The organism is Paenibacillus sp. AK002 (assembly GCF_053903045.1).
The window spans coordinates 840,316-863,395 of record NZ_CP096377.1; the positions used below are offsets into that span (position 1 = coordinate 840,316).

At 52.1% G+C, this 23,080-nt stretch carries 22 protein-coding genes; 16 read left to right on the plus strand and 6 right to left on the minus strand.

The window, feature by feature from the left end; all coding sequences use genetic code 11:
- Positions 1 to 9: 9 nt before the first annotated feature.
- On the plus strand, positions 10 to 1,371 hold the full coding sequence (locus M1D70_RS03620; protein ID WP_456289151.1) for a nucleobase:cation symporter-2 family protein: 1,362 nt from the start codon (positions 10 to 12) through the stop codon (positions 1,369 to 1,371).
- A 125-nt stretch (positions 1,372 to 1,496) separates the two neighbouring features.
- Here the strand turns inward: M1D70_RS03620 and M1D70_RS03625 are convergent, their stop codons facing one another.
- From M1D70_RS03625 to M1D70_RS03640, 4 genes are all read right to left on the minus strand, one after another.
- The gene (locus M1D70_RS03625) at positions 1,497 to 1,835 is read right to left on the minus strand and encodes a DUF4870 domain-containing protein (RefSeq protein ID WP_009593435.1); all 339 of its coding nucleotides are present in this window, start codon (positions 1,833 to 1,835) and stop codon (positions 1,497 to 1,499) included.
- A 98-nt stretch (positions 1,836 to 1,933) separates the two neighbouring features.
- Positions 1,934 to 3,898 carry an electron transport protein gene (locus tag M1D70_RS03630; RefSeq protein ID WP_456289152.1) on the minus strand — a complete coding sequence of 655 codons (1,965 nt, stop codon included), beginning with the start codon at positions 3,896 to 3,898 and terminating at the stop codon, positions 1,934 to 1,936.
- Between the two features lie 64 nt (positions 3,899 to 3,962).
- On the minus strand, positions 3,963 to 4,241 hold the full coding sequence (locus tag M1D70_RS03635) for a hypothetical protein (protein WP_009590511.1): 279 nt from the start codon (positions 4,239 to 4,241) through the stop codon (positions 3,963 to 3,965).
- Between the two features lie 165 nt (positions 4,242 to 4,406).
- On the minus strand, positions 4,407 to 5,444 hold the full coding sequence (locus M1D70_RS03640; RefSeq protein ID WP_009590528.1) for a serine hydrolase domain-containing protein: 1,038 nt from the start codon (positions 5,442 to 5,444) through the stop codon (positions 4,407 to 4,409).
- Positions 5,445 to 5,822: 378 nt separating this feature from the next.
- On the opposite strand from M1D70_RS03640, the gene M1D70_RS03645 reads away from it, so the two are divergent.
- The 14 genes from M1D70_RS03645 to M1D70_RS03710 all read left to right on the plus strand — a co-directional run bounded on the left by M1D70_RS03645 (position 5,823) and on the right by M1D70_RS03710 (position 19,646).
- Positions 5,823 to 6,011, plus strand: a complete 189-nt coding sequence (locus M1D70_RS03645) for a hypothetical protein (protein WP_006208082.1) — start codon at positions 5,823 to 5,825, stop codon at positions 6,009 to 6,011.
- 269 nt (positions 6,012 to 6,280) lie between these two features.
- On the plus strand, positions 6,281 to 7,030 hold the full coding sequence (gene map / locus M1D70_RS03650) for a type I methionyl aminopeptidase (RefSeq protein ID WP_456289153.1): 750 nt from the start codon (positions 6,281 to 6,283) through the stop codon (positions 7,028 to 7,030).
- Between the two features lie 437 nt (positions 7,031 to 7,467).
- Entirely contained in the window at positions 7,468 to 8,517 is a 1,050-nt protein-coding gene (coxB, locus tag M1D70_RS03655) for a cytochrome c oxidase subunit II (protein ID WP_009590534.1), read from the plus strand.
- A gap of 83 nt (positions 8,518 to 8,600) precedes the next feature.
- The gene (gene ctaD, locus M1D70_RS03660; protein ID WP_374705894.1) at positions 8,601 to 10,448 is read left to right on the plus strand and encodes a cytochrome c oxidase subunit I; all 1,848 of its coding nucleotides are present in this window, start codon (positions 8,601 to 8,603) and stop codon (positions 10,446 to 10,448) included.
- Positions 10,445 to 11,065: a cytochrome (ubi)quinol oxidase subunit III gene (locus M1D70_RS03665; RefSeq protein WP_009590523.1), complete on the plus strand. Its 621-nt coding sequence runs from the start codon at positions 10,445 to 10,447 to the stop codon at positions 11,063 to 11,065. The genes ctaD and M1D70_RS03665 overlap by 4 nt, the downstream gene beginning before the upstream one ends.
- Before the next feature lie 3 nt (positions 11,066 to 11,068).
- Entirely contained in the window at positions 11,069 to 11,392 is a 324-nt protein-coding gene (locus tag M1D70_RS03670) for a cytochrome C oxidase subunit IV family protein (protein WP_012818913.1), read from the plus strand.
- Between the two features lie 100 nt (positions 11,393 to 11,492).
- A complete protein-coding gene (gene ctaG / locus M1D70_RS03675; RefSeq protein WP_009590521.1) occupies positions 11,493 to 12,401 on the plus strand; it encodes a cytochrome c oxidase assembly factor CtaG in 909 nt (302 codons plus the stop codon).
- Between the two features lie 25 nt (positions 12,402 to 12,426).
- Entirely contained in the window at positions 12,427 to 12,891 is a 465-nt protein-coding gene (locus M1D70_RS03680) for a DUF420 domain-containing protein (RefSeq protein ID WP_009590512.1), read from the plus strand.
- 1,060 nt (positions 12,892 to 13,951) lie between these two features.
- The gene (locus M1D70_RS03685; protein ID WP_009590536.1) at positions 13,952 to 14,677 is read left to right on the plus strand and encodes a hypothetical protein; all 726 of its coding nucleotides are present in this window, start codon (positions 13,952 to 13,954) and stop codon (positions 14,675 to 14,677) included.
- Between the two features lie 74 nt (positions 14,678 to 14,751).
- Entirely contained in the window at positions 14,752 to 15,153 is a 402-nt protein-coding gene (locus M1D70_RS03690) for a GntR family transcriptional regulator (RefSeq protein ID WP_009590531.1), read from the plus strand.
- A gap of 6 nt (positions 15,154 to 15,159) precedes the next feature.
- Complete coding sequence (locus M1D70_RS03695; RefSeq protein WP_456289154.1) at positions 15,160 to 16,062, plus strand: ABC transporter ATP-binding protein; 903 nt, start codon at positions 15,160 to 15,162, stop codon at positions 16,060 to 16,062.
- 22 nt (positions 16,063 to 16,084) lie between these two features.
- Positions 16,085 to 16,987: an ABC transporter ATP-binding protein gene (locus M1D70_RS03700; protein WP_456289155.1), complete on the plus strand. Its 903-nt coding sequence runs from the start codon at positions 16,085 to 16,087 to the stop codon at positions 16,985 to 16,987.
- The gene (locus M1D70_RS03705; RefSeq protein WP_456289156.1) at positions 16,980 to 18,284 is read left to right on the plus strand and encodes an ABC transporter permease; all 1,305 of its coding nucleotides are present in this window, start codon (positions 16,980 to 16,982) and stop codon (positions 18,282 to 18,284) included. Before M1D70_RS03700 ends, M1D70_RS03705 begins: the two co-directional genes overlap by 8 nt.
- A 147-nt stretch (positions 18,285 to 18,431) precedes the next feature.
- Positions 18,432 to 19,646 carry a TraB/GumN family protein gene (locus tag M1D70_RS03710; protein WP_456289157.1) on the plus strand — a complete coding sequence of 405 codons (1,215 nt, stop codon included), beginning with the start codon at positions 18,432 to 18,434 and terminating at the stop codon, positions 19,644 to 19,646.
- Between the two features lie 141 nt (positions 19,647 to 19,787).
- Here the strand turns inward: M1D70_RS03710 and M1D70_RS03715 are convergent, their stop codons facing one another.
- Entirely contained in the window at positions 19,788 to 20,555 is a 768-nt protein-coding gene (locus tag M1D70_RS03715) for a sulfite exporter TauE/SafE family protein (RefSeq protein WP_456289158.1), read from the minus strand.
- Entirely contained in the window at positions 20,555 to 22,027 is a 1,473-nt protein-coding gene (locus M1D70_RS03720) for a carboxylesterase/lipase family protein (RefSeq protein ID WP_456290382.1), read from the minus strand. Before M1D70_RS03720 ends, M1D70_RS03715 begins: the two co-directional genes overlap by 1 nt.
- A 172-nt stretch (positions 22,028 to 22,199) precedes the next feature.
- Here M1D70_RS03720 and M1D70_RS03725 point away from each other — a divergent pair, with 172 nt between their 5' ends.
- A complete protein-coding gene (locus M1D70_RS03725) occupies positions 22,200 to 23,066 on the plus strand; it encodes a LysR family transcriptional regulator (RefSeq protein ID WP_456289159.1) in 867 nt (288 codons plus the stop codon).
- The last annotated feature ends 14 nt before the right edge of the window (positions 23,067 to 23,080 follow it).

Consider the following 23,080-nt stretch of genomic DNA (forward strand, 5'->3'; position numbering starts at 1 on the left):
CAAAAAGCCATGGAACAACAGAAACAAGCGGTGCAAGAACCGATTTTTGATAAAAATCGGAGTCCGGGCAAAACCTTTTCGCTGGGTTTGCAGCATGTATTGGCAATGTACGCAGGGGCAATCATCGTACCGCTTATCGTTGGCGGGCAGCTCGGTTTAACGACGGAGCAGCTGACGTATCTCATCGCCATCGACCTGCTGGCATGCGGGGTCGCTACTTTGCTGCAGGTATTCGGGAACAAGTACTTCGGTATCGGCCTTCCGGTCATGCTCGGCTGCGCGTTCCAGGCCGTAGGTCCAATGATCATTATCGGACAGCAGCATGGCATGTCGGCTATTTATGGAGCGATTATCGCTTCCGGTTTATTTGTCATTCTGTTCTCCGGTTTATTCGGTAAGCTGATTAAGGTATTCCCGCCTGTCGTTACAGGGAGCGTTGTTACGATTATTGGTCTGACGCTGATCCCCGTAGCTTTGAACGACCTTGGGGGCGGCCAAGGCAGCGAGGATTTTGGCAGCGCACTGAACATTTCCCTTGGCTTCGGCGTTCTTGCCTTCATTATTATCATGAATCGTTTTGCCAAAGGCTTCTTGCGTTCGATCTCCGTTCTTTTGGGTCTAGTTCTCGGCACCCTGGTTGCCGCGTTATACGGCGGGGTGGATCTCACTCCATTGCGCGAAGCCGGCTGGTTCCGCGCGCCGCAGCCTTTCTTTTTTGGCACGCCGGAGTTTAAAATCGTTCCGATCATGACGATGATTCTGGTAGCGATCGTCAGCGTTGCCGAATCGACGGGCGTATTTATGGCGCTTGGCAAAATCGTGGATCGCGACATCACCTCCAAGGACTTGTCCCGCGGTTACCGCGCGGAGGGTCTTGCGATTGTGGTAGGCGGTATTTTCAACTCGTTCCCTTATACCACGTACTCCCAAAACGTTGGCTTGATTCAGATGAGCCGCGTGAAGACGCGCGACGTCATCGTAGTGGCAGGCGGTTTGCTTGTATTGATCGGATTCGTGCCGAAGATTGCCGCCATGACGCAGCTTGTGCCGACATCGGTTCTGGGCGGGGCGATGGTTGCCTTGTTCGGCATGGTGGTGTCTTCCGGCATTCGGATGTTAGGGGATCAAGTAGACCTTAACCGTCATGAGAATCTGTTCATTATCGCGTGTTCCGTCGGCATGGGTCTTGGCGTCACAACCGTGCCGGGCCTGTTCGCCAGCCTGCCCGACAACCTGCGCATTCTTGCCGATAACGGCATCGTGGCCGGCAGCTTGACCGCGATTGTGCTGAATCTGATCTTTAACGGCTTGAAATATACGAAGCCGACCCGCACTGAGCGAGGTGAGACGACAGAAGGGCACGCAGCTTAAGATGATCTTCGAAAGCAGCCGGATCAGTTCCGGCTGCTTTTTTTGATCCTGTTCGGTCTTGGGCTGAAGCCCAAAAAACGGCTTCCTCCCAATCATGGGAGGAAGCCGTTTTTGCATGCATTGCTTTAGATGCGCTGCATTTGTTTCTCCGCAAAATTGCCGATCCACGGCAGCTTGAACCATTTTCCCTGAATGGCATTAAACATAAGCACCAGCCACATCAGCACGCCGACCAGCGCCAGGAGGGCGGAGGCAAGAAGGCCGATGATGGGCACCGCGCTCGACAGCAGGTGGGCGACGGCCAGAAGGCCGAAGGCCAGCAAGGACTGCAGCGCATGGAATATGACATATCGGCTTCTCTTTTCTAATGAAAGAAACAGAATTCCTCCGACCATGGGAAGAAGATAGCACAGCGTCGCGGCCAAATTCTCGGGAAGTCCTGTGGACGATTTGAAAGGGGACATCTCATCAACTCCTTGTCTTAGACCGGTTCTGGGGTAGGCAAGCTATATACCTTACCTTATGAGCCGATGGGACAAAGTATGATGGATATATCCCGGACTTATTTCATTTTCAATTGGAGCAGATATTTCACGAGCGCATCCTGCTGCTCCTGCGTGAACCCGCTGCTTTCGTCGACCCAATACTCATGTCCCTGACCGGTGACGTGGGTATCCCTGAGTCTCGAATCCTTGCGGTTCGCCTCAACGACCCGCAGCCTCAGCTTGCGGTCGATCAGGGCTTTCAGGCTGTTGTAGGGATCCGGGTGAATGCCCTTCATAAGCGTTGCCGGCACTCCGGCTTGCGACAGCTCCGGCCCGACCGCGACGCCCCCGTCGTGCAAATACGGTGCCGACCAGCGGAGGCCGATCAATCCTTTGACCTTATAACCGCCGCCCGATTTATGGCCGAAGCCCAGCTTGATCTGCTCCGGGTCTATACCATCCAGCGGGACTTTAGTCGCCTTGGCGTCCGGAGGAATCGGGACAGGCGTATCGGGCGGGTAGAACTCCGCCTCGCCAAAAGCGTTCTGCGTAAAATGGAAGGCCTTCGCCCTTGCAGGCTCGGTGCCGATTTCTGCCGCACGCATAATGCGGTTGTTGGTAAAATAGTCGCCTGCGTGGCAAGTGATGCACTGCGCTTTTTTGAAAACTTCCGCCCCGAGGCTGAGGGTCTTGGCATCGGAGGCTTCAGCCTTATCGGTTTCAGGCGGACGGACGGTATTCTGATAAGCGGACATGGCATTAACCTGCTCCCCGGCCTTAAAACCCGGCGAGCTGATATACAGCCCGTTCGGCGCTATGGCCGAAACCTTGGGGAAGTTCGGAATCTTGATAACCTCATTAACGCCGGGGGTTCCGGGATTCGGGTCCAGGCGGTCGAAGAATTCGGTCGGCTTCAGCCCGCTGCTTGGATCATAGCGAAACTTGCGATGGGCCGCATTTTGCAGGATTGTGCCCACATAAATCTCTTTGTCGATCCCCATTAGCGGCTCGCTGACCTCGGTTTGGCTCAATGTATCCGTATTTTGGGCGTGAACATTGTTGCTGAAGGTGCTGAGTCCTTTGAAGGGACCCGCGATGGCGAAGCCGCTCCAGCTGTACGGATGGTCGCCCTTTGTAAACATATCGGGAATTTGGGTCACGTCGCTGACCTTATCGACGGTGGTATCGAAATTGCCGGGCGCCCATTTGATCAGATTGTCGTCAACGGCTTTTTCCAGCAGGGCGGGATCCGGGAGGGCTTCGGTTTGCCCTTTGGAATTTATGACGGTACGCTGCCCGTTCTTGACATAATCCACGAGGTTCGCAACGTCTGTGTGGGTGAAATACGCTGCGCTATTCGGGGCCAACGCCAGCATTAAACCGAGGTTCAGATCGGAATTGGGCGCGCCCTCCACGACCATTCCCGTATCACGGTTCACGGTGGCATGGCAGGCCATGCAGCTAACGCCGATGCGGGTTTTGCCTTCGGCATACTTGAACGTTACGCCAATGGGGGAATAAGCTCCTTTGGCTACGTCAAAGCCGGTATCGATTTTATCCCCCTTGCGGAAGGTTTTGCCGCCGATGGTCACATCCTGATCAAGCTCGACGCGCAAATTGGTGGTTCCCCGTCCTTTCAGCTCGGCAAGGGCTTTAGCAACGTTTTTGAGCTTCATCGGACCGTCGACGATTCCCAAAATATCGGTCAAGAACACCTCATTGCCAAAGGATTCCTCATACATCGTGCGGCGCCCCAGGGCAAGCATCTCTTTGTTTACCTCAACTGCGCCATTGGCCGCTGTCAAACGGGGGTGCTGATCCTGCAAAGCGGTTCCCGGGACCGTAAGCGTCTTGCCCCACAGGTCATACTGGCGAATGACATCGGTTTGCCGGGTTTGGATTTGGGCGGAATTGGAATTTTCCAATTTATGCGCAGGCGGTACATAGGCATACTCCGGTTCCACGACATTAGCTATGAGCCATAAGGCTGCCGCGATGGCGATCGGGATCAGCCACAGCAGAAGCCGCTTCGATTTTCGCATATCAAATCACCCTTTTATTAGCAGGTCTGATGAATCATCTCTTCGCTGCCGATATGCAAGGGCTTTAATCTACTTCCACGTCATGGCGGAGCGGAGATTCGGCATTCACCTGTTTATCCGGACCTTTTTCTTTCGGAACCAGACGCTCGTCTGTTCTGCCTTGATGGTGGTTGTCGAAATCATACTCCGCCAGCCGCCACTCCGTGGAGCCCATCTGCGGATCGAACGGGAATTCCTCTCCTCGCTTCAGGTATTCCTCCCGTCCCCATTCATTCGTGTACGTTCCGTCCACGTCCACCCCTTCTCTCGAAATCGGGTGAAGATTCTTGTCTTTACCGGACATGTCGCATGCTCCTCTCAGCTTGATTTTAAGAAATGATTCATATGGCATAAAGTAACCAGAAAGAGGGGGGACTATCCGCCGAAATTTGCATGTTAGCCAGTGAATAGGCTTGGAAAAGGCACAAACGCTTTCTTGCGAAGAAAGAAGAGGTTTGCGAATTGCCAGCTATTCGGCGGAAGCCGCTGCGGATTTCAGGGTATCAAGGATGTGGCGTTCCAGCAGTACCCGCGGATTCTTCCAGCGGCTGACCTTGCTGTCGGCCGTAAATACGACGACCGCATCCAACTGGGGAAAAAGGTAGATTTGCTGTCCTCCATGGCCGTGGGCGAGCGCATAAACCGATCCGTTCTGAATGCCGGTCCACCATTGGAACCCGTAATCGCCGAAAGCGGGATAGCCTTTCACCTGCGGAGCGAGCGCTTGCTTAAGCCAGGTTTCAGGAATAACGGGCTTGCCTTGCCACTGTCCCCCGTCCAGGCAGCATTGACCGAATTTGGCCATGTCGCGGGAGGTAAGATACAGGCCGATATGACCCATGCTGTGGCCCTCGGGGCTCGGGGACCAGGCGGCATGGCGAATGCCGAGCGGCTCGAACAGATATTGCCGGGCATAGGTGTAGGCGTCCATTCCCGTGGCCTCGCTAACCGCAACGGAGAGCAGGTGGGAATCGGTGCTCCGGTATTGGAATCGGCCCATTTCCTGTTCGACGACAGGGAGGGATAGGGCGAAGCTCGTCCATTTCCGGTTGCGATGGAAACGGTGGATGAGCGGTTCCCCGAGCTTTTTACCGGTTTGCCACGCAAAGCCCGAGGTCATCGTCAGCAGATGATGAAGGGACACGTTGCGCAATAACGGATGAGCTCGCTGGGGAACGTAACGCTGAAAGATATCGGTCACGGAGGCTTTCAGGTCAGGCAGCTCGCCGCGTGAGAGGGCGATGCCGCAAAGCGCAGACGTAAAGCTCTTGGTGGCTGACCTTAAATCATTCAGCGAGGATATGCCGTGGCCGCCGTAATAGCGTTCGTAGATAAGTTTGCCGGCATGAAGGAGGAGAAAGCTCCGCATTTTCGGATATTGCTTCTGTATGATCAGGTCTACCCGATCGAGCACGTCGCGCCGAAGGCCTGCGTCTTCAGGCTCCGCAACGGGAATAGGCGGGCTTGAGGCAACGGGGGAATGCAGGATAGTCTGTGACTTCACCATGATATAATGGCCTCCTTGTATCTCATCTTCTCAAATCTTTGATTCCGGTGACGGCATTCGCCGCTTGCAGCCGGCAGGATCGTTTAAAAGTATCTTAACCAATTCTGTGCGCAACCGATGACGCTGCGAAAAAACATAGTACAGAAAAACAATTTTTGGGAAAGATGAAACAAACAGAGGAATATGATATAATATATTAATGATTCAGTTGCATGCTGTTAGGGTATGTATAGTGTCAGGTGCATTGGTAAGTTGCTGAATATCAACCTAATGGTCACCGTAAGAACTGCAATATGGCTTCAACTTAATGAGGTAGATCTTTTCGGCATTCTCTTTAAACGGAGTAATTTATTCCACACGTTTTGGGAGGGATCCATCATGGCAACGAAAGGTCACAATGAGGTTAAGGAAAGTCTGCGGGAAATGACACGAATTTTCCGGCCTAAAGATCCGAAAAAATTTGTAAAGGAGTATGTCCGGAAGTACCATATTATGGGGGGCTACGAAGAAGAGCTTACTCTTGTTGTTGAGCATGAACTTGGCAAGCTGAATTCCTCCGTTTCGTAACCTGTAACAGCACCTGGTCTATAGAAATATCACAGACACGCATCGCATCTTCACCTTGTTAACGACTAATGACATGAACCATTTTAGCGCCTATGGTTAAACCGTTTTTGGGACAAATGTCCCGAAAGCGGTTTTTTTGCGTTTAGCCGTTTTTTCAATCTTGGTGTCTTCCTATTACGCGGAAAGTCTGCTTCTCGGGGCATTTTGCATCGGTCCCTACATATATTGTTAGCAATCGATCCGATAAGGATATAAGGGAGTGGGCAGATGTGAGGATACAGCTTAGACGGAAGGAAGAGATCGGACATATCCGCGAGGCGGGGCGCATATTGGCCGCCTGTCACCGTGAAATAGCGAAAGTCATCGAACCGGGGATCACGACCAGCGAGATCGATGCCAGGGTCGAGAAGTTTCTGGAGAGGAACGGGGCCTTCCCCGAGCAAAAAGGATACAAAGGTTTTCCTTACGCGACTTGCGCATCGGTCAACGAGGTGGTGTGCCATGGATTTCCCGACCAGCGGCCGCTGCAATCCGGGGATGTCGTCACCATTGATATGGTGGTGAACAAGAACGGCTGGCTGGCCGACTCCGGCTGGACTTACGCGGTGGATCAGGTTTCCCCGGAAGTAAGGCAGCTTATGAAGCATACGCACGAAGCGCTGTTTAAAGGGATCGAGGCCGCGCGGCATGGCGCAACCTTGGGTGACGTCGGCCATGCGATCGAAAGGGTCGCCGAGAGAGAAGGCTATGGGATCGTCAAACCGCTTGTCGGTCATGGCATCGGCCGCGCCATCCACGAGCCGCCCGATGTGCCGAACTATGGAAATCCCGGAAGGGGCCTCAAACTCAAAGCAGGCATGGTCATTACCATCGAACCGGTATTCACCCTGGGCCCTTCAGGGGCGGTGTTCTGGGGGGATGACGGCTGGACCATCTCCAGCGCGGATGGATCGGTGGGCGTCCAGTATGAGCATACGATTGCCATTACGCGTGGAGATGCTGTTGTTCTGACGGATTAAGATGCCGAAAAATATACCATAATAATAGGAGGCATTCTTTGCAGGGCCGGTTGCGGCTTTCGAGGAACACCTCCTTCATCATGTTTGTCCGGGTTGACAGGGGGAAGGGCTGCATACAGATTCAAAAAGGCGGAAATGACTGTATATATAGCTATGAAGGCTGTCGTTGACGGGATGTGAAGAATGTCGAATGAGGGGTCGCGGGGTGGAAGGTACGCTTTGAAAGCGATTGCAAAATCAGTAATGGCGCGACTTTGACGACTTTTCGAACAATTTGTGAACTCCCTGTGAATGATTGACAAAAGCAACCCATGAACTTATATTTAATAAGTGATTGCTTTAATTGACAGGATTACTTCATCCGTGATTGTGCAGGTAGATTACCGCTGTTTGCGCCGGATGGTAGTCTACGAAAATCGGAAAAGTGGGGTAGATCAATGATGAAACGGTGGCAGGCTGTAAAGCGTCTTCTTCCTTTGATGGCCATGTTTGCTTTGGTGTTATCCGGCTGCGGCCGAGAGGATTTGTCGGTCTTAAGACCACAAGGTCCGGTAGCACAAGGTCAACTGGATTTAATTAAGCTCTCCATTTCGATTATGATCGTCGTAATGGTTGTGGTATTTGGAATTGCCGCATACGTGCTTGTTAAATTCCGTAGAAAAAAGGGACAAGATGAAATTCCTGAGCAAGTGGAAGGTAACCATAAGCTTGAGATCATTTGGACGGCGATTCCGCTGCTCTTGGTGCTCGTGCTTGCAGTTCCTACTATTCAAAAGGTATTTGCTTACGGAGAGAACGACTGGAACAATCCAGATGCAGTTAAGGTGGAAGTTACTTCTCACCAGTTCTGGTGGGAGTTCAATTATCCAGACTACGGCGTAAGAACGGCTCAAGAGCTGGTTGTTCCCGTAGGCAAGAAAATTGCATTCCAATTAAAAACGAATGATGTGCTTCACTCCTTCTGGGTACCATCGCTCGGCGGCAAGATGGATACAAACACGGAAGGCAGCGTTAACTACATGACTCTGGTTGCTGACAAAGCGGATACATACATTGGTAAATGCGCGGAGTTGTGCGGTCCTTCTCACGGTTTCATGGAATTCCGGGTGAAAGCGGTTGACGATGCGGCATTTGACAAATGGGTGGCGGCATTCAAAGAGCCAGCCGTGCTTCCTGCGGATGCGGCGCTCGCCGAGAAATTCAAGACCAACTGTCTTTCCTGCCACGCTGTGGGCGACCAAGGCGGAGCGATGGGTCCTAACCTGACCGGCATTGGATCCCGTGAGACGATTGCGAGTATCTTGCTGAACGACATAAGCGGCAAACCAGGCACTAAGCCGACGAAAGACAACCTGGTGGAATGGCTGATGGAGCCTCAGGCTGTAAAACCTGGCAACACGATGCCTAATCCGAAGGATCTCGGCTTCAGTGACGAAGAAATCGAGCAGATTGCCGATTACTTGGCCAATTATAAGTTGGATTATTAATACAGCAAGAACTTTAAAAGGGGGTACAAACCTTGGCTCACGCTCATGCTTCTAGCCATAGCGTCAAACGCTACACGGGGATCATGGATTGGCTGACAACCGTCGACCACAAGAAAATCGGTATATTATACCTGATCGCGGGTGGTTTCTTCTTCGGGATAGGCGGTATCGAAGCGATTCTGATTCGCTTGCAGCTGATCAAGCCGATGAACGATCTGGTATCGGCTCAAGTATTTAACGAATTGATTACAATGCACGGAACGACGATGATCTTCCTTGGCGTTATGCCAGTTATCTTCGCCTTGATGAACGCGGTCATCCCGCTTCAGATCGGCGCGCGCGACGTCGCGTTTCCGTTTCTGAACTCGCTCGGATTTTGGACGTTCTTGTTCGGTGGACTTTTGCTTAACCTGAGCTGGATTATGGGCGGCGCGCCTGATGCGGGCTGGACGTCCTATACGCCGCTCTCCACCAACGACTATTCGTCCACGCACGGCGTAGACTTTTACACGATAGGACTTCAGATTGCAGGTCTCGGTACGTTGATCGGTGGTATCAACTTCCTGGCTACCATCATTACGATGCGTGCGCCTGGCATGTCCTTCATGAGAATGCCGATGTTTACATGGACGGCGTTCATCACTTCGGCCATGATTCTGTTCGCATTCCCTGCCATTACGGTAGGTCTCGTATTGCTCAGCTTTGACCGTTTGCTCGGTGCCAATTTCTTTGATGTTGCGGCAGGCGGAAGCCCTGTATTGTGGCAGCATATTTTCTGGATTTTCGGTCACCCTGAAGTTTACATTCTGATTTTGCCGGCGTTCGGTATTATCTCAGAAGTTATCCCTACATTCTCCCGTAAACGTTTGTTCGGATACAGCTCCATGGTATTTGCAACCATCCTGATCGCCTTCTTGGGCTTCATGGTTTGGGCTCACCATATGTTTACGACAGGTCTTGGACCTGTAGCGAATGCGCTCTTCTCCATCGCAACGATGCTGATCGCCGTTCCTACCGGTATCAAAATCTTTAACTGGCTCTTCACGATGTGGGGCGGCCAAATCCGCTTCACCAGCGCAAACCTGTTTGCGATCGGTTTCGTACCGACGTTCGTAATGGGTGGGGTTACCGGTGTTATGCTGGCTTCTGCTCCTGCAGACTTCCAGTTCCATGACACATACTTTGTTGTAGCTCACTTCCACTACGTTATCGTTGGCGGTCTGGTATTCGGTCTGTTCGCCGGCCTTCACTACTGGTGGCCAAAAATGTTCGGCCGTATGCTGAACGAAACGCTGGGCAAATGGACGTTCTGGTTGTTCGCAATCGGCTTCCACATGACATTCTTCGTACAGCATTTCCTTGGATTGCTAGGTATGCAGCGGCGGATTGTCTCCTACTTGCCGAACCAGAACTTCGACGAGCTTAACTTCATCAGTACCATCGGTGCAATCTTGATGGGGATCGGCGTATTGCTCTTCTTGGCTAACATTGCCGTCACTACAAGAAAACCGGTTGGCGTTGCAGCGGATCCATGGGAAGATGGACGCACGCTCGAGTGGAGCATTCCGTCTCCACCGCCAGAGTACAACTTTAAGCAAATTCCGCTCGTTCGCGGCATTGACGCTTACTGGAAAGAGAAGATGGCAGGCAATAAAGAGATGACACCATCCGAGCCGGTTGGTCCGATCCACATGCCTTCGCCAAGCATCCTTCCGTTTGTGATGTCACTGGGTCTGTTTATCGCGGGTCTTGGTTTCATGTTTAGCACGGAAGACTTCTCGAATTCGTTCATGAGCTTAATCTTCAATAAATATATCGTTCTGATTGTTGGTCTTCTGATTACGTTCGCGGCAATGATCGCTCGTTCCCTGTACGATGATCATGGATATCACATCGAAGTTGAAGAACTGGAAGGGGAGGGTAAAGCATGAGTCACGCTGAACATGTAAACGGCGAACTTCCTCACGAGCCCGAGAAGGCAACACTCGAAGGCCGTAATAAGGTTCTTGGTTTCTGGCTCTTCCTCGGTGGAGAGGCCGTGCTCTTCGGTACGTTGTTTGCAACGTTCCTGGCGCTTCGCGGCCAGAACAACGAAGGTCCAACTGCTGCTGAGCTGTTTTCGCTTCCGATCACGGCAGCAGCAACGCTGATATTGCTTGTCAGTTCCTTGACCAGCGTGTTCGCCATTCAGGCGCTGCACCGTCATAATATCGAGAAGCTGAAGCTGTGGCTGATCGTGACCGTTGTCCTGGGTCTTGGATTCCTTGGCCTTGAGATTTATGAATTCTATGAATATGTTGTGCATGAATCGTTTAACATGAAGACGAGTGCATTCTCGTCTGCATTCTATACGCTGGTTGGCTTCCACGGCGCCCACGTTGCTTTCGGGGTCGTGTGGATCAGCCTGTTGATTGCTCAGCTGTACAGAAAAGGGTTAACCGTGGTTACAGCACCTAAGGTTTATGTGTCTGCTATGTACTGGCACTTTATCGACGTTGTATGGGTGTTCATCTTCTCGGTCGTATACCTTCTTGGAAAGGTGGGCTAAGGAATGACTGCGAATCAACAATCCAATGAGGGGCCTACAGTGAAACACCGCCATCGTGTGGAAGGTCCTGAGAAACACATTGTCGTCTTTATTTTCTCCATCGTCTTGACTGCGATTGCTTTTGCGGCTGTCGCAGCCGGTGGCATCAACACAGCATTTACGATCATCCTTTTGCTGGTTATGGCTGTGTTGCAGGTGTTCGTGCAAATGGGTTACTGGATGCACTTGAAGGACAAAGGGCATCTGATGCCAATCCTGTTCATGATTGGCGGCTTCTTCGTAGCTAGTACCTGTATTGTCATGGCACTGTTCTGGGTTTGGTGGTAAAATGAAAAAGAGGTGGGCTACTTCAGCCCCCTCTTTTTTTAAGTCGTAGGAAGGTGTCACAATTTCGACAGAATTTAACCCGTTTAGGGGAGGTTTTTGCATGCTGGGCTTAGAATATTTTAGTTTTGCAGATAAATGGAGTCCCTTGTTCCTGGCATTTATGCTGCTCGTTACGGCAGGCTACTTCCTGTTGACCGGGCCGCTAAGCAGTCGCTTTGAAGGGAGTGCTCCGGTTTCCGCAGGAAGGAAAACACTGTTTGTAGGCGGTATGCTAACGTTCTATCTCGCACAGGGTGGACCTATTGAACTGCTCGGGCATACAATGTTCTCGTTTCATATGGTCAGTATGGCCATGTCCTATCTAATGGCAGTGCCGCTCTTGATTCTGGGTATTCCTGTTTGGATGTGGCGCGCCTTCGACAAGGTCAATCCGTTTAAGAAGCTCGGTTTCCTTGCGCGTCCGATTGTTGCCGCGGTTCTGTTTAACGGCTTGTTTTCGTTTTACCACATCCCGGTCATCCATGACTTTGTCATGTTAAACTTCTGGGTGCACCGTCTGTATTACCTGATCCTGTTTATCGCCTCGCTGCTGATGTGGTGGGCCATCATTAAACCGATTCCGGAGAAGGACAATTCGTCAGGGCTTATGAAGATGGGATACATCTTTCTCAACATGGTCTTGCTGACACCGGCATGCGGGCTCATTATTTTCTCAAGCGAACCGATGTACGCAACTTATAGCGATCCAGTGGTATGGGCGAAGGCGATGGGCTATTGCGTTGCCGGCGATACCACCGCGTTGCTCAGCCAGTTCGGCGGGCCGGAGTTCTTCGGCTACCTGGAGCCAGCGATTGACCAGCGAGTGGGCGGGATCATCATGAAGTTTTTCCAGGAAATCATTTTTGCTTCGATGCTGGCCTATGTGTTCTTTCACTGGTACAAACGAGAAAATCAGGAAGACGATCCTTTGCCTGGCGAGATTCCTCCAGGCAAACTCAATCAGGCGTAACAGGATTTATTGAAGGGGGATCCATATGGATTGGTTTTTTATATTTCCCACGGTCAGTACAACGTTCATCGTCATCAGCGCCGTTCTGGTGGCGATTGGCTGGGGACTTATCATTAAAGGGAAGCGCGAGGCCCACAAGAAAGTGATGATCTGGGCGGCCATCGCAGCCGTCATCTTCTTTATCATCTATTCTTCGCGCACCGTATTCATCGGTAACACGTCATGGGGCGGACCTGATGACCTGAAGCCGTATTACCAGGTATTCCTGATCTTCCACATTGTACTGGCTACCGTAGCCGCTGTGTTCGGGATCACGACGCTGGTCCTCGGCTTCAAGGAGAAATTCTCCACGCACCGCAAGTGGGGCAAGGTTACGTCAATCATCTGGTTCTTTACGGCCATCACCGGCGTAGCCGTGTATACCTTGCTGTACCTGTTGTACCCGGGCGGACATACCCAGCCTGTATGGAAAGTCATATTTGGAATGTAATGGAGGAGAACACCCGTCAGAGAAATCTGGCGGGTGTTTTTTGTTTTGGCGGCTCAATTGTGGGCAGAGGAGGGGGGAGTGTATCCGTTCCGGTCGCTGTTGAAACCAGGAAACTGGGATTAGAGGAGGTGGTAGTTTCCCGGTTTCAAAGGCGAACGCCAGGTCTCCTCCACGGCTGCACTCCCCTTGAGCAGGGATGCTGTTGAGTGAGCCGCAGGGAAGGGAACACCCGATGGTTATCTCAGCCGGGTGTACTGTGTGGGCAGAGGAGGGTGAGTGTATCCGTTCCGGTCGCTGTTGAAACCAGGAAACTGGGATTAGAGGAGGTGGTAGTTTCCCGGTTTCAAAGGCGAACGCCAGGTCTCCTCCACGGCTACACTCCCCTTGAGCAGGATGTCCTTGAGTGAGCCGCAGGGAAGGGAACACCCGATGGTTATCTCAGCCGGGTGTATTGTGATGGCAGATGGGGGAGTGTATCCGTTCCGGTCGCTGTTGAAACCAGGAAACTGGGATTAGACGAGGTGGTGGTTTCCTGGTTTCAAAGGCGAACGCCAGGTCTCCTCCACGGCTACACTCCCCTTGTGCAGGGATGCTGTTGAGTGTGCCGCAGGGAAGGGAACACCCGATGGTTATCTCAGCCGGGTGTATTGTGTGGGCAGGAGGGGGAGTGTATCCGTTCCGGTCGCTGTTGAAACCAGGAAACTGGGATTAGAGGAGGTGGTAGTTTCCCGGTTTCAAAGGCGAACGCCAGGTCTCCTCCACGGCTGCACTCCCCTTGAGCAGGGATGCTGTTGAGTGAGCCGCCGCAGGGAAGGAACACCCGTGGTTATCTCAACCGGGTGTACTGTGTGGGCAGACGGGGAGTGAACCCGTTCCGGTCGCTGTTGAAACCAGGAAATTATAAAATTTTACAACTTCTATTGACACTGTTTATATGCACACTATATACTGTGTATAAAGATATACACAGTGAGCACAGTAATCACACTAAGCACAGTGTAACTCAGACTGTGATGATAGAACGAAATGAATGTATGAAGGAATGAAAGGGTGAGACGCATTGCAACAGGTTTTCCATAATGCGATGAAGATCGTGAAGAAAGACTTCGCAAGCGATAAGCTCCAAATCATATGGACGATACTGTTCATGCTGTACATGGGGTTTGCCACGAGCGTCGTCATAAACGTTCAGTTCGAGCATCTAGACGAATACAATAACCCGTTTGTCGATTTTATCATGGTGCTTTTTGCTCCTTTTGTAGGATTTTTATTTAACAGAAAGTCCTTCAAATATTTGAACGAGGATTCATACACCCGAATGCTGTACTTCTACCGGAGCATACCGGTGCCGGCTTCCGCTATTTTTGTTAGCCGGATCATTAATTCCCTGATCGCTTTTGCCATCAACAGCATCGTGTTTTACGGAATCATCTACGCTATAGGCAATCACCTAAGAAGCGTGATGGATATTCCAAGCTATATCGCCTTTATGCTGACATGGGTCGGGGTTGGATTTTTATTAACGGGACCTTATATTTACTGGGAAAGTATGAGCAGCGGCAAGGTGTATCTAAGGAATACCGTTATTTTGAATTTTTTCATTGCGGGATCGGTCGCTGTACTGAGCCTTCTGGGTTACAGCATATTCGAATTCTCAGCAAACGCCGCCATGCAATGGGGCCTGTTATCTCCGGTGATGTGGGGTGCGCTGATTGCGGGATTGGCGTCCATGCTGCTCATGAGCAAGTTAACCTACACGCGGCAGCAGACCAGGGATTTATCATGAAGGGCCTTAAGATGAATCCGTATGGCATGCAATGGCACGGGCTTATGTACAAAAGAAAAGCGAGGTGGTAAAAGGTGCGACTTCTGATACAGATCAATGAAAATAGCGCAGAGCCTTTATATCACCAGATTGAAACACAGCTGCGCTCGCTCATTATTAGCGGTCAAATCGAGGAGGGAACGTTATTGCCATCCATTAGGGAATTTGCCGGAGATCTGAAGTGTAGCGTCATTACGGTGCGCAGGGTGTATCAGGATCTTGAGAATGAAGGGCTGCTGCGAACGAGGCAAGGTACCGGAACTTTCGTTGCAGGCGTCGGCGACCAGGCCCGAGAACAATATAAACGCGATGCGGTCATTGAGGCATTAAGGGATGCTGTAGATAAAGGGCTTGCCGTTCAATTCAATGAAGAAGAGATGAAAGAGATGTTCATGGAAGTTGTCCGGGAAAAATATGATGCCAAAGGAGGTCGCTAACATTCCATGGAACCGCATGTTATTGAATTTCGTAATGTCATTAAACGGCGAAGAACGAAAACCATCGGCCCGATACAATTATCGATTCCCCAAGGATATATCGTTGCCCTGGTGGGGCCTAACGGCTCGGGAAAAAGCACGCTGCTGAATATGATGATGCAGACCGTGTTTCCGGACGAAGGCGAAATCACCTGGTTCGGCGAGTCTTACCGAGGAGAGCTTCCGGTCTCGATCCGTAAACAGATGGGATTCGTTCCTGAACAGCTAAGCATAGAAGAACAGCATATGACGGTGGATGAAGCGGCCAGCTTTCGCGCATCCTGGTATGACGATTGGGACGGTTATTTTTTCGATGAGCTTCTATCCCGGTTCGATGTCCCGCGGGGCGTCAAACTGCGCAAGATGTCCAAGGGGGAACGCCGCAAGTTCGAGATTGCCGCTGCTCTGGCGCCAAGGCCCAAGTTCCTGCTGCTGGATGAACCTTCCTCGGGCCTGGATCCCTTCGCCTGGAAGCTGATGATCGATCAGCTGCACAAAGTGATGAAGTCCATGGATACAACCATCGTGCTCTCCACCCATGTGGTGGATGAAATCCGGCGCCTGGCCGATTATGTTATTCTCATCCATCATGGGAAGATGCTCGGCATGGTGGAGAAGGATTCGCTGCTGGACAACTGGAGGGAATGCTGGATTCAGGGAGATGCCTCCATTGTAGAGGAGCTGCCGGGTATTCTGAGCTTTAAGCAAGAGACAGCGAGCACGATTTCTTTTATAACGACGGAATGCTTGGAAGTGGAGAGGATCTTGCAGTCTGCAGGCATCCCGTTTATTCAGACCCGTTCCCTGGAGCTGGATGAAGTGCTTCGATTATGGATTGACGGAAACATGCCTGCCAATGTGCAGAACTAGGATAGAGAGGGGTTTTTAAAAGATGCAACGATTGCAATTAGACAATGTAGTTAAGATTTATGCAGACAAAACGGCAGTAAACCGGATTTCGCTTCAGGTTGAGGAAGGTGAAATCTACGGGCTGCTCGGGGCGAACGGCGCCGGCAAAACCACCACCATGCGGATGGTGCTTGGACTGATCTACCCGGATGACGGTACGATCCTGTACAACGGAAAGCCTTACAACAAGGAACTTCGCCACATTATGGGGTACTTGCCGGAAGAACGCGGGTTATACCCGAAAGTGAAGGTCAGCGAGCAAATTTCCTACTTGGCTCAGCTGCGGGGCATGTCTGCAAAAGACGCCGACAAGAGTTTGAAGTACTGGCTGGAACGGTTTGAAGTTCCCGACTATTACGACAAGAAGATCGAAGAGCTGTCCAAGGGTAATCAGCAAAAAATGGGCTTTATCGCAGCGGTTGTCCATGACCCGCAAATTCTCATTCTCGACGAAGCCTTCAGCGGACTGGATCCGGTTAACGTCGAGCTTCTGAAATCAACGGTAAAAGAACTCCGAGACAAAGGAACGAGCATTCTGTTCTCCACTCACCGGATGGAACACGTTGAGGAACTGTGCAAAAACATTACGATTCTCCATCGCTCCAATACGGTGGTAAAAGGGAATTTGAAGGATATCAAATCCAAGTATCCTCGTGAAGAGGTGGTGCTCGGTACGTCCGGTGAAGTTCGGGGGCTTGAAGCCCTGCCTGGCGTAACGGCGGTGGAGCGCAAAGAGGACGGCTACTCCATCCGGATCAGTCAGGTTGATGCAGCGCAGAACATTTTGAATACGGCCATGTCGCAAAGCACGATCCATCGGTTTGAAGTGAAGGAGCCGACACTCAATCAAATCTTCATAAAGGCGGTAGGTGAATCCAATGAATAATATGTGGACCGTTATCCGATTTACGTTCATGAATAAAGTAAGAACGAAGTCGTTTCTCGTTTCAACCTTGATATTTGCACTCATTATTACGATCGGGATCAATCTTCCTTTTCTGATCCAAATGTTTACGGGGGATAAGGCTGGATCCGACGAGACCACCCGCATCGGGCTGGTATATGGACAAGAACAAACGCTTGCCGAACAATTGGAGACCACTTGGAGCAGCTTACCGGCCAATTCCTACGAATTCGTCAAATACGAAACGACAGATGAAGCTGCCCTGAATCAAGACATTAAAGACGGCGTAATCGAAGGTTATTTGAAATTTGAAGCGCAGGAAGGCAATACGTTCCCAACCGTGGTCTACAGCTCCGAAGACGAGGCCATGAGCCCGGAACTGCAATCCAATCTGCAAGCAGCGCTGCAGGTGGCGAAGACGCGCAGCATCGTAGAAGGACTCAATTTGTCCGATGCCCAGATCAATGAACTGAACACGCCGGTTCAGATTGACGCCCGCAGCATTAGCACGAATCCATCAGGCGATGCAGACGGGGCTTCGGATGAGAAGGAAGGGGCTTCCGAGGTTATCAACTACATTGTGGTTTACGCTCTGATTATTCTGTTCTTCTTCACCTTGATGGGTACGGGCAACATGATCGCATCCGAAGTGACGACAGAGAAGAGCTCCCGCATTATGGAGATCTTGATTACAAGCGTATCTCCGCTGAGCCAAATGTTTGGCAAGGTCATCGGCATGTTCCTGCTGGGACTGTCGCAGATCGCCGCATTCGGCATCGTGGCCGCCGTGAACCTGATGCTTCCGCACAACCTGGATACATTGAAGGAGATGAATCTCGACCTGAGCGCGATCGATCCGATGCTGCTGGTGTTCGGTTTAATCTTCTACATCCTTGGCTATTTCTTGTATGCGATGCTTTATGCGGCCATTGGTTCGATCGTCAGCCGTACCGAGGATTTAGGGCAGGCGGTCATGCCGATTACGATGCTGTCGCTGGTGGCGTTCTATATCGCGATCTTTAGCCTGAGCGCTCCAAACTCGATGCTGATGAAGGTGTCCTCGTACATTCCGTTCATCTCGCCGACCACGATTCTGGTACGGATCGGACTAGGCGACATTACCGTATGGGAGATTCTGCTCTCGCTGGCGATCCTGATCGTGGCCATTCTCGTCTTCGGCTGGCTGGCTGCGAAAATCTATCGCACCGGCGTCCTGATGTACGGTAAACGCCCTACGTTCAAGGAGCTTCGAAAAGCAATGAAAGCATACAAGATGTAAAGCGCTGCAAGTAGTCTTTGGGCTGCTGGAACAAAAAAAGTAGAGTTAACGGGGGCGCCATACCGACGTCGGTATGGCGGACATAACCCCATAAAACGGCTATTCTTTATCGCACCAGACTACACCAAAATAAAGGAGTTTACATACATGAAAAATTGGAAACGCATGCTCTTGTCTCTCACGATTTCGGCGGGATTGCTTGCCACGTCAGTGCCTGCCATGGCAGCGCCGCAGCAGCCGGCTGTGAAAGTGAATAACCAAGTTGTCGAATATTCGCTTGGCACACCGGTTATAGAAAAAGGCACGACGCTTGTTCCGCTTAGAAGCACGCTCCAGGCTCTGGACGTGAAGCTGACGGGGGCTGCAGATGATACCATTACTGCGGTGGTGGACGGTAAGACCATTACCTTAAAAGGCAAACTGAAACGAATCAATGGCGTAACTTATGCGCCCATTCGGGTTGTCGGGGACGCAGCCGGCTATGAGGTCAAATGGAATGCAGCAAGCCGTACCGTTCTGCTAGTTTCCAAGGCGACGGAAACCGCGCAGACCGGCGGCCGCGGGTTTATGTGGGAAGTAGAGAGCAACGGGAATACTGTGTACCTGGTGGGCTCTATGCATATCGCGGATGACAGCTTCTACCCGCTGCGTCCAGAATTTGAGGAAGCCTTTGCCGAAGCAGACTATCTCGGTGTCGAGGTTGATGTCAGCAAAGCAGCTGACGAAGCGCAGCAGCAGTTGATCATGGATATGGGCATGTATAAGGATGGAACAACGCTCAAGGATCATGTGTCCAGCGAGACGTACGCCAAGCTAGGCAAAATCCTGACGGAGAGCGGTATGAAGCCGAATGCCTTGGATGTATTCAAGCCTTGGGTAGTGGAAACCACGATCAGCAGCTTGAAAGCGGTGAAGGCTGGATACGAAGCCGCTGCTGGAATCGATCTGTATTTCGTCCAGAAAGCGATCGAGCGCAAGATTCCGGTAATCGAGCTAGAATCCTATGAATTGCAGCTCGGCATGTTTAATGGCTTCTCCAAAGAGCTGCAAGAAAAGAATCTCAACATCGCCTTGGATAATTTCGACGTCCTGGATGACGGTGTGGAGCAATTGGCTGAAATGTGGAAGACGGGTAATGATGAGGCGCTGCTGGAGTTCACCAACAGCATGGCCGCTGATGAGGAATACAACAAAGCGATGCTGATTGACCGAAACATCGGCATGGCCGAGAAAATCGACGGATACCTGAAGAACGGCAAAAAAGAAGAGTACTTCATCGTGGTTGGCGCAGCCCACTATCTGGGTGAGCATGGCATCGTGAAGCTGCTTGAGGATAAAGGCTATACCGTTGTTCGTAAATAGATAAAAGCCATCGCTTGCGAATTATGACTCGATTCTAACATTCAAAAAACGAAAACCCTCCAATGATCGAATGACGATCATTGGAAGGTTTTTTGTTGTTTCCGTATTTTATTACATAACTAGAAGCTGTTCCAGCAGCCCCTACAGCAGCAATATGGCAGCGCCGATCATCGGGGTAAGGACCATGCAGGTTTTCAGCCAGACAACGGGTACGCGCTTCGTAAATTTTGCTCCGACGTACGACCCGGACATCGTCCCGACCACAACGGCGGCGAGCAGTTGAACATCCAGGTATCCGATGGAGAAGTATCCGGCGCCTCCGGCCAGCGCAATCGGCATAATGACCAGCATGGTCGTACCGGCAGCAAAGCGCAGCGACATGCCGAGGACAAGCATGAGCCCGATCTGGATGAACGGGGTGGAGCCGATTCCGAACAAACCCGATAAGGCACCGGTGATCAGTCCGATGAGCAGCGCCTGCAGCCAGTACCGGAAACCCTGGACAATCGGTGGAGCCGAGACCTCGGAAGCCTGGGACCGCCGAGAGACGTACAACATCCTGAACCATAAGGCCAGTCCGGAGGCGAAGAGCATCCCGGATGTCATAAAGCCCAGTTGATACTCGGGAATCAGCGAGGACCAGCCTGAGCTGACCCACGCCCCTGCCGCACCGGCTAAGCCGACGACGGCACCCGTTCTCAGCACCATATTCCCTTCACGATAATGACTGACCGAACCGGAAAGCGACGAGAAGAACATCGCTGCCAGTGCGGTACCCAGCGCGGTATGGATGGGATAACCGAATACGACCGTCAGGATGGAAATAATAAAACCCGATCCGCCTGCGCCCACGAAACCGAGGAGTAGTCCGAGCAGCACCATAACGAGGGCGATTTGGATCAACAACATCAGGCCATCCTCCAAACCTGATGGGGCACGCCGATTCCGGCCGGAACCGGCAGGTCCTCTCGAACGCAGCTGTTTTGGTCCAGTACCATGGTGGGGTGCCCGCTCCCATAGACGGGCCAAGCCGGCAGCGCACGAATATTCGGCTCTCCGCTTTGTACGAATGCGACCCATGCTTCCCGCATGGCGCGTGCCAGCGCATAGCTCTCGGCGGCTACGGAATAGGGATCCTCATTGGAGTGCCATTCAGCGGGCATCGCATTTCGGTTGAATGCCGCGCCGATGAGACTGCCTTCATACCCGTGTATCGCGCCGAGCGAGCCGCCGCATTGGAGCCGATACATCCATACAGGAGTTCCTGACGATGCCACGGCTTCTGCAAACTGCATCGCTCCGATCGTATAGAGATGTTCGGTCAATGCTTTGCTCCACGCTTCACCCGATGCCATCGATTGCTCATAACAAGCATAAGCATTCCACGCCACAGCGGCATTCTCTCCGAAGAATCGTTCGAGCGTCTCGAAAGCCGGGGACTGAAGCGCCGGATCGTTATGGATAAAAATAGCCGCTTCATTCTCATTCGTGCCGATCAGCAGCGGCGGAAGGCCGGCGTTCCCGGCTAGACTCGCCAGTGGATCCAACGGAATGACATGGCCGTCGGCAACCGGGCCGAACATATGCAGGCTGCGCGAGGTGTCGGAGCCGATTGCCGACTGCGCTTCGATGATTCTCTCCGCAGGAAGTTCAAGCAGCTGATGCGCCTGTGCTTGCGGTAACCCCAGCTCTTCAAGCAGCCTAAGAGTCGTGACATTGGCGGTTTGGCAATCCCGTATCGACTGCGTTGCGCCGCTTTGGGCAATGGCCCGGTGAAATAAGCCCTGTGCCGCTTCCATCACGTAGAGGGTGGCGGTACATTTGGCCCCGGCAGAATTGCCGATGACGGTTACCCGCGACGGGTCGCCGCCAAAAGCGGCAATATTCAACCGAACCCATCGGAGGGCAGCTATGATATCAAGCATGCCATGGTTTCCGGAGGTTTCATACTCGTTGCCGAGCAGGTCTCCCAAATACAAAAAACCTAACGCACCAATCCGGTAATTGATCGATACGTAGACGATCCCATCCTCTGCTGCGTAGCGGGATCCATCGCAATCCGCTCCGTTTCCCGACACGAACCCGCCGCCATGGATATAAACCATGACCGGTTTTAATTTCTCGCTGACGCCCGTTGTCCACACATTTAAGTTTAGGCAATCCTCGGACTGAACAAGCCCGGGCACGTTCCCGTTCGGCTGATGCTGCTGGGGGGCGATCGGCCCGAATTGCTTGCACGGCCTTACGCCCGTCCAAGCGAGCGGAGGGGCCGGAGGCTTGAATCTGCGATTGCCTACAGGTGCGGCAGCATAGGGGATGCCCCGGAATACATGCACGCCGTTTAAATCGGCGCCTTCCACTGTGCCTGATAATGTTTGCACGATCAAGTCGACCGTCTCCTATCCTTACAAGATGAGATTATTATATCTTGTTTCTATGATGAGCCCTAATATATATTAGATTATATAAATGATAACTGATAAGTTATGTATCAAAGAAAGTTGGAATGAGATGGAACTGTTGCAATTAAAGTATTTTCAGACTGCTGCCCGGATGCAGCACATGACGAAAGCAGCCCATAGCCTTCATATATCGCAGCCGGCATTAAGCAAAATGATCGCATCGCTAGAAACCGAGCTGGGAACCAAGCTGTTCGAGCGGGAACGCAAATCCATACGTCTGAACGAGCATGGCAAGCTGTTTCTCCATCAAGTGGATATGGCGCTGCAGGCGCTGGAGGACGGAAAGCTGCAGCTGCAGGATGCCAGCAGCAGCACCTCCGCCGCCATCACGCTCGATGTGCGCGTCTCCTCGCATTTGCTGCCGGATCTATTGGCTGATTTTCGCAAAGAATGCCCGAATGCCGAGTTCCAATTGCAGCAGCATGTTTTGTCATCCGTAGGGATGCCGAGCTTCGATTTATGCCTGTCCGATGGCGCAGAGCCGCCGAAGGGAACGACCTCGGTGTGCTTGCTCGAAGAGGAGATCGTGGTTGCGGTACCCGCTGACCATCCGCTTGCGGATCGAGATCGGGTCAGCTTGCGGGAGCTTAAGGAAGAGAGCTTCATTACGCTGCCTCCGGGCAAATCGCTGCGTGAAACGACCGATGCGTTCTGCCGCCTTGCCGGCTTTACCCCCCGCATCCGATTCGAGAGCGACGACCCCGCCACCGTCCGCGGTCTCATTCGAGCGGGTCAGGGCGTCGCCTTCCTGCCGGTCGTGACATGGGGCGGATCAACCGGACCCGATGTCGTCCAGCTGAGGCTCGAAGAAAGCTGGTGCAAGCGCTCGATTTCCTTGTCTTGGCCCAAGGACCGATACCTTATGCAGACGGCGGTGCTGTTCCGGGATTTTGCCATTCGGTACTTTGCTCGGCTGGCCGAATCGCACCGGCAGAACATGGCTCGGAGAGAGCTCTAGCCTGTACCGACCTG

What these genes read in the sequence shown, in the direction of transcription:
- M1D70_RS03715 (WP_456289158.1), bottom strand. Translation starts at nt 20,555, where the DNA reads ATGTTGTTGATCCAAATCGCCCTCGTTATGGTGCTGCTCGGACTACTC.
- ctaD (WP_374705894.1), top strand. Translation starts at nt 8,601, where the DNA reads ATGGATTGGCTGACAACCGTCGACCACAAGAAAATCGGTATATTATAC.
- M1D70_RS03645 (WP_006208082.1), top strand. Translation starts at nt 5,823, where the DNA reads ATGGCAACGAAAGGTCACAATGAGGTTAAGGAAAGTCTGCGGGAAATG.
- M1D70_RS03635 (WP_009590511.1), bottom strand. Translation starts at nt 4,241, where the DNA reads ATGTCCGGTAAAGACAAGAATCTTCACCCGATTTCGAGAGAAGGGGTG.
- M1D70_RS03700 (WP_456289155.1), top strand. Translation starts at nt 16,085, where the DNA reads ATGCAACGATTGCAATTAGACAATGTAGTTAAGATTTATGCAGACAAA.
- coxB (WP_009590534.1), top strand. Translation starts at nt 7,468, where the DNA reads ATGATGAAACGGTGGCAGGCTGTAAAGCGTCTTCTTCCTTTGATGGCC.
- M1D70_RS03665 (WP_009590523.1), top strand. Translation starts at nt 10,445, where the DNA reads ATGAGTCACGCTGAACATGTAAACGGCGAACTTCCTCACGAGCCCGAG.
- M1D70_RS03640 (WP_009590528.1), bottom strand. Translation starts at nt 5,444, where the DNA reads ATGGTGAAGTCACAGACTATCCTGCATTCCCCCGTTGCCTCAAGCCCG.
- M1D70_RS03670 (WP_012818913.1), top strand. Translation starts at nt 11,069, where the DNA reads ATGACTGCGAATCAACAATCCAATGAGGGGCCTACAGTGAAACACCGC.
- M1D70_RS03710 (WP_456289157.1), top strand. Translation starts at nt 18,432, where the DNA reads ATGAAAAATTGGAAACGCATGCTCTTGTCTCTCACGATTTCGGCGGGA.
- M1D70_RS03630 (WP_456289152.1), bottom strand. Translation starts at nt 3,898, where the DNA reads ATGCGAAAATCGAAGCGGCTTCTGCTGTGGCTGATCCCGATCGCCATC.
- M1D70_RS03725 (WP_456289159.1), top strand. Translation starts at nt 22,200, where the DNA reads ATGCAGCACATGACGAAAGCAGCCCATAGCCTTCATATATCGCAGCCG.
- M1D70_RS03625 (WP_009593435.1), bottom strand. Translation starts at nt 1,835, where the DNA reads ATGTCCCCTTTCAAATCGTCCACAGGACTTCCCGAGAATTTGGCCGCG.
- ctaG (WP_009590521.1), top strand. Translation starts at nt 11,493, where the DNA reads ATGCTGGGCTTAGAATATTTTAGTTTTGCAGATAAATGGAGTCCCTTG.
- M1D70_RS03620 (WP_456289151.1), top strand. Translation starts at nt 10, where the DNA reads ATGGAACAACAGAAACAAGCGGTGCAAGAACCGATTTTTGATAAAAAT.
- M1D70_RS03680 (WP_009590512.1), top strand. Translation starts at nt 12,427, where the DNA reads ATGGATTGGTTTTTTATATTTCCCACGGTCAGTACAACGTTCATCGTC.
- M1D70_RS03695 (WP_456289154.1), top strand. Translation starts at nt 15,160, where the DNA reads ATGGAACCGCATGTTATTGAATTTCGTAATGTCATTAAACGGCGAAGA.
- M1D70_RS03705 (WP_456289156.1), top strand. Translation starts at nt 16,980, where the DNA reads ATGAATAATATGTGGACCGTTATCCGATTTACGTTCATGAATAAAGTA.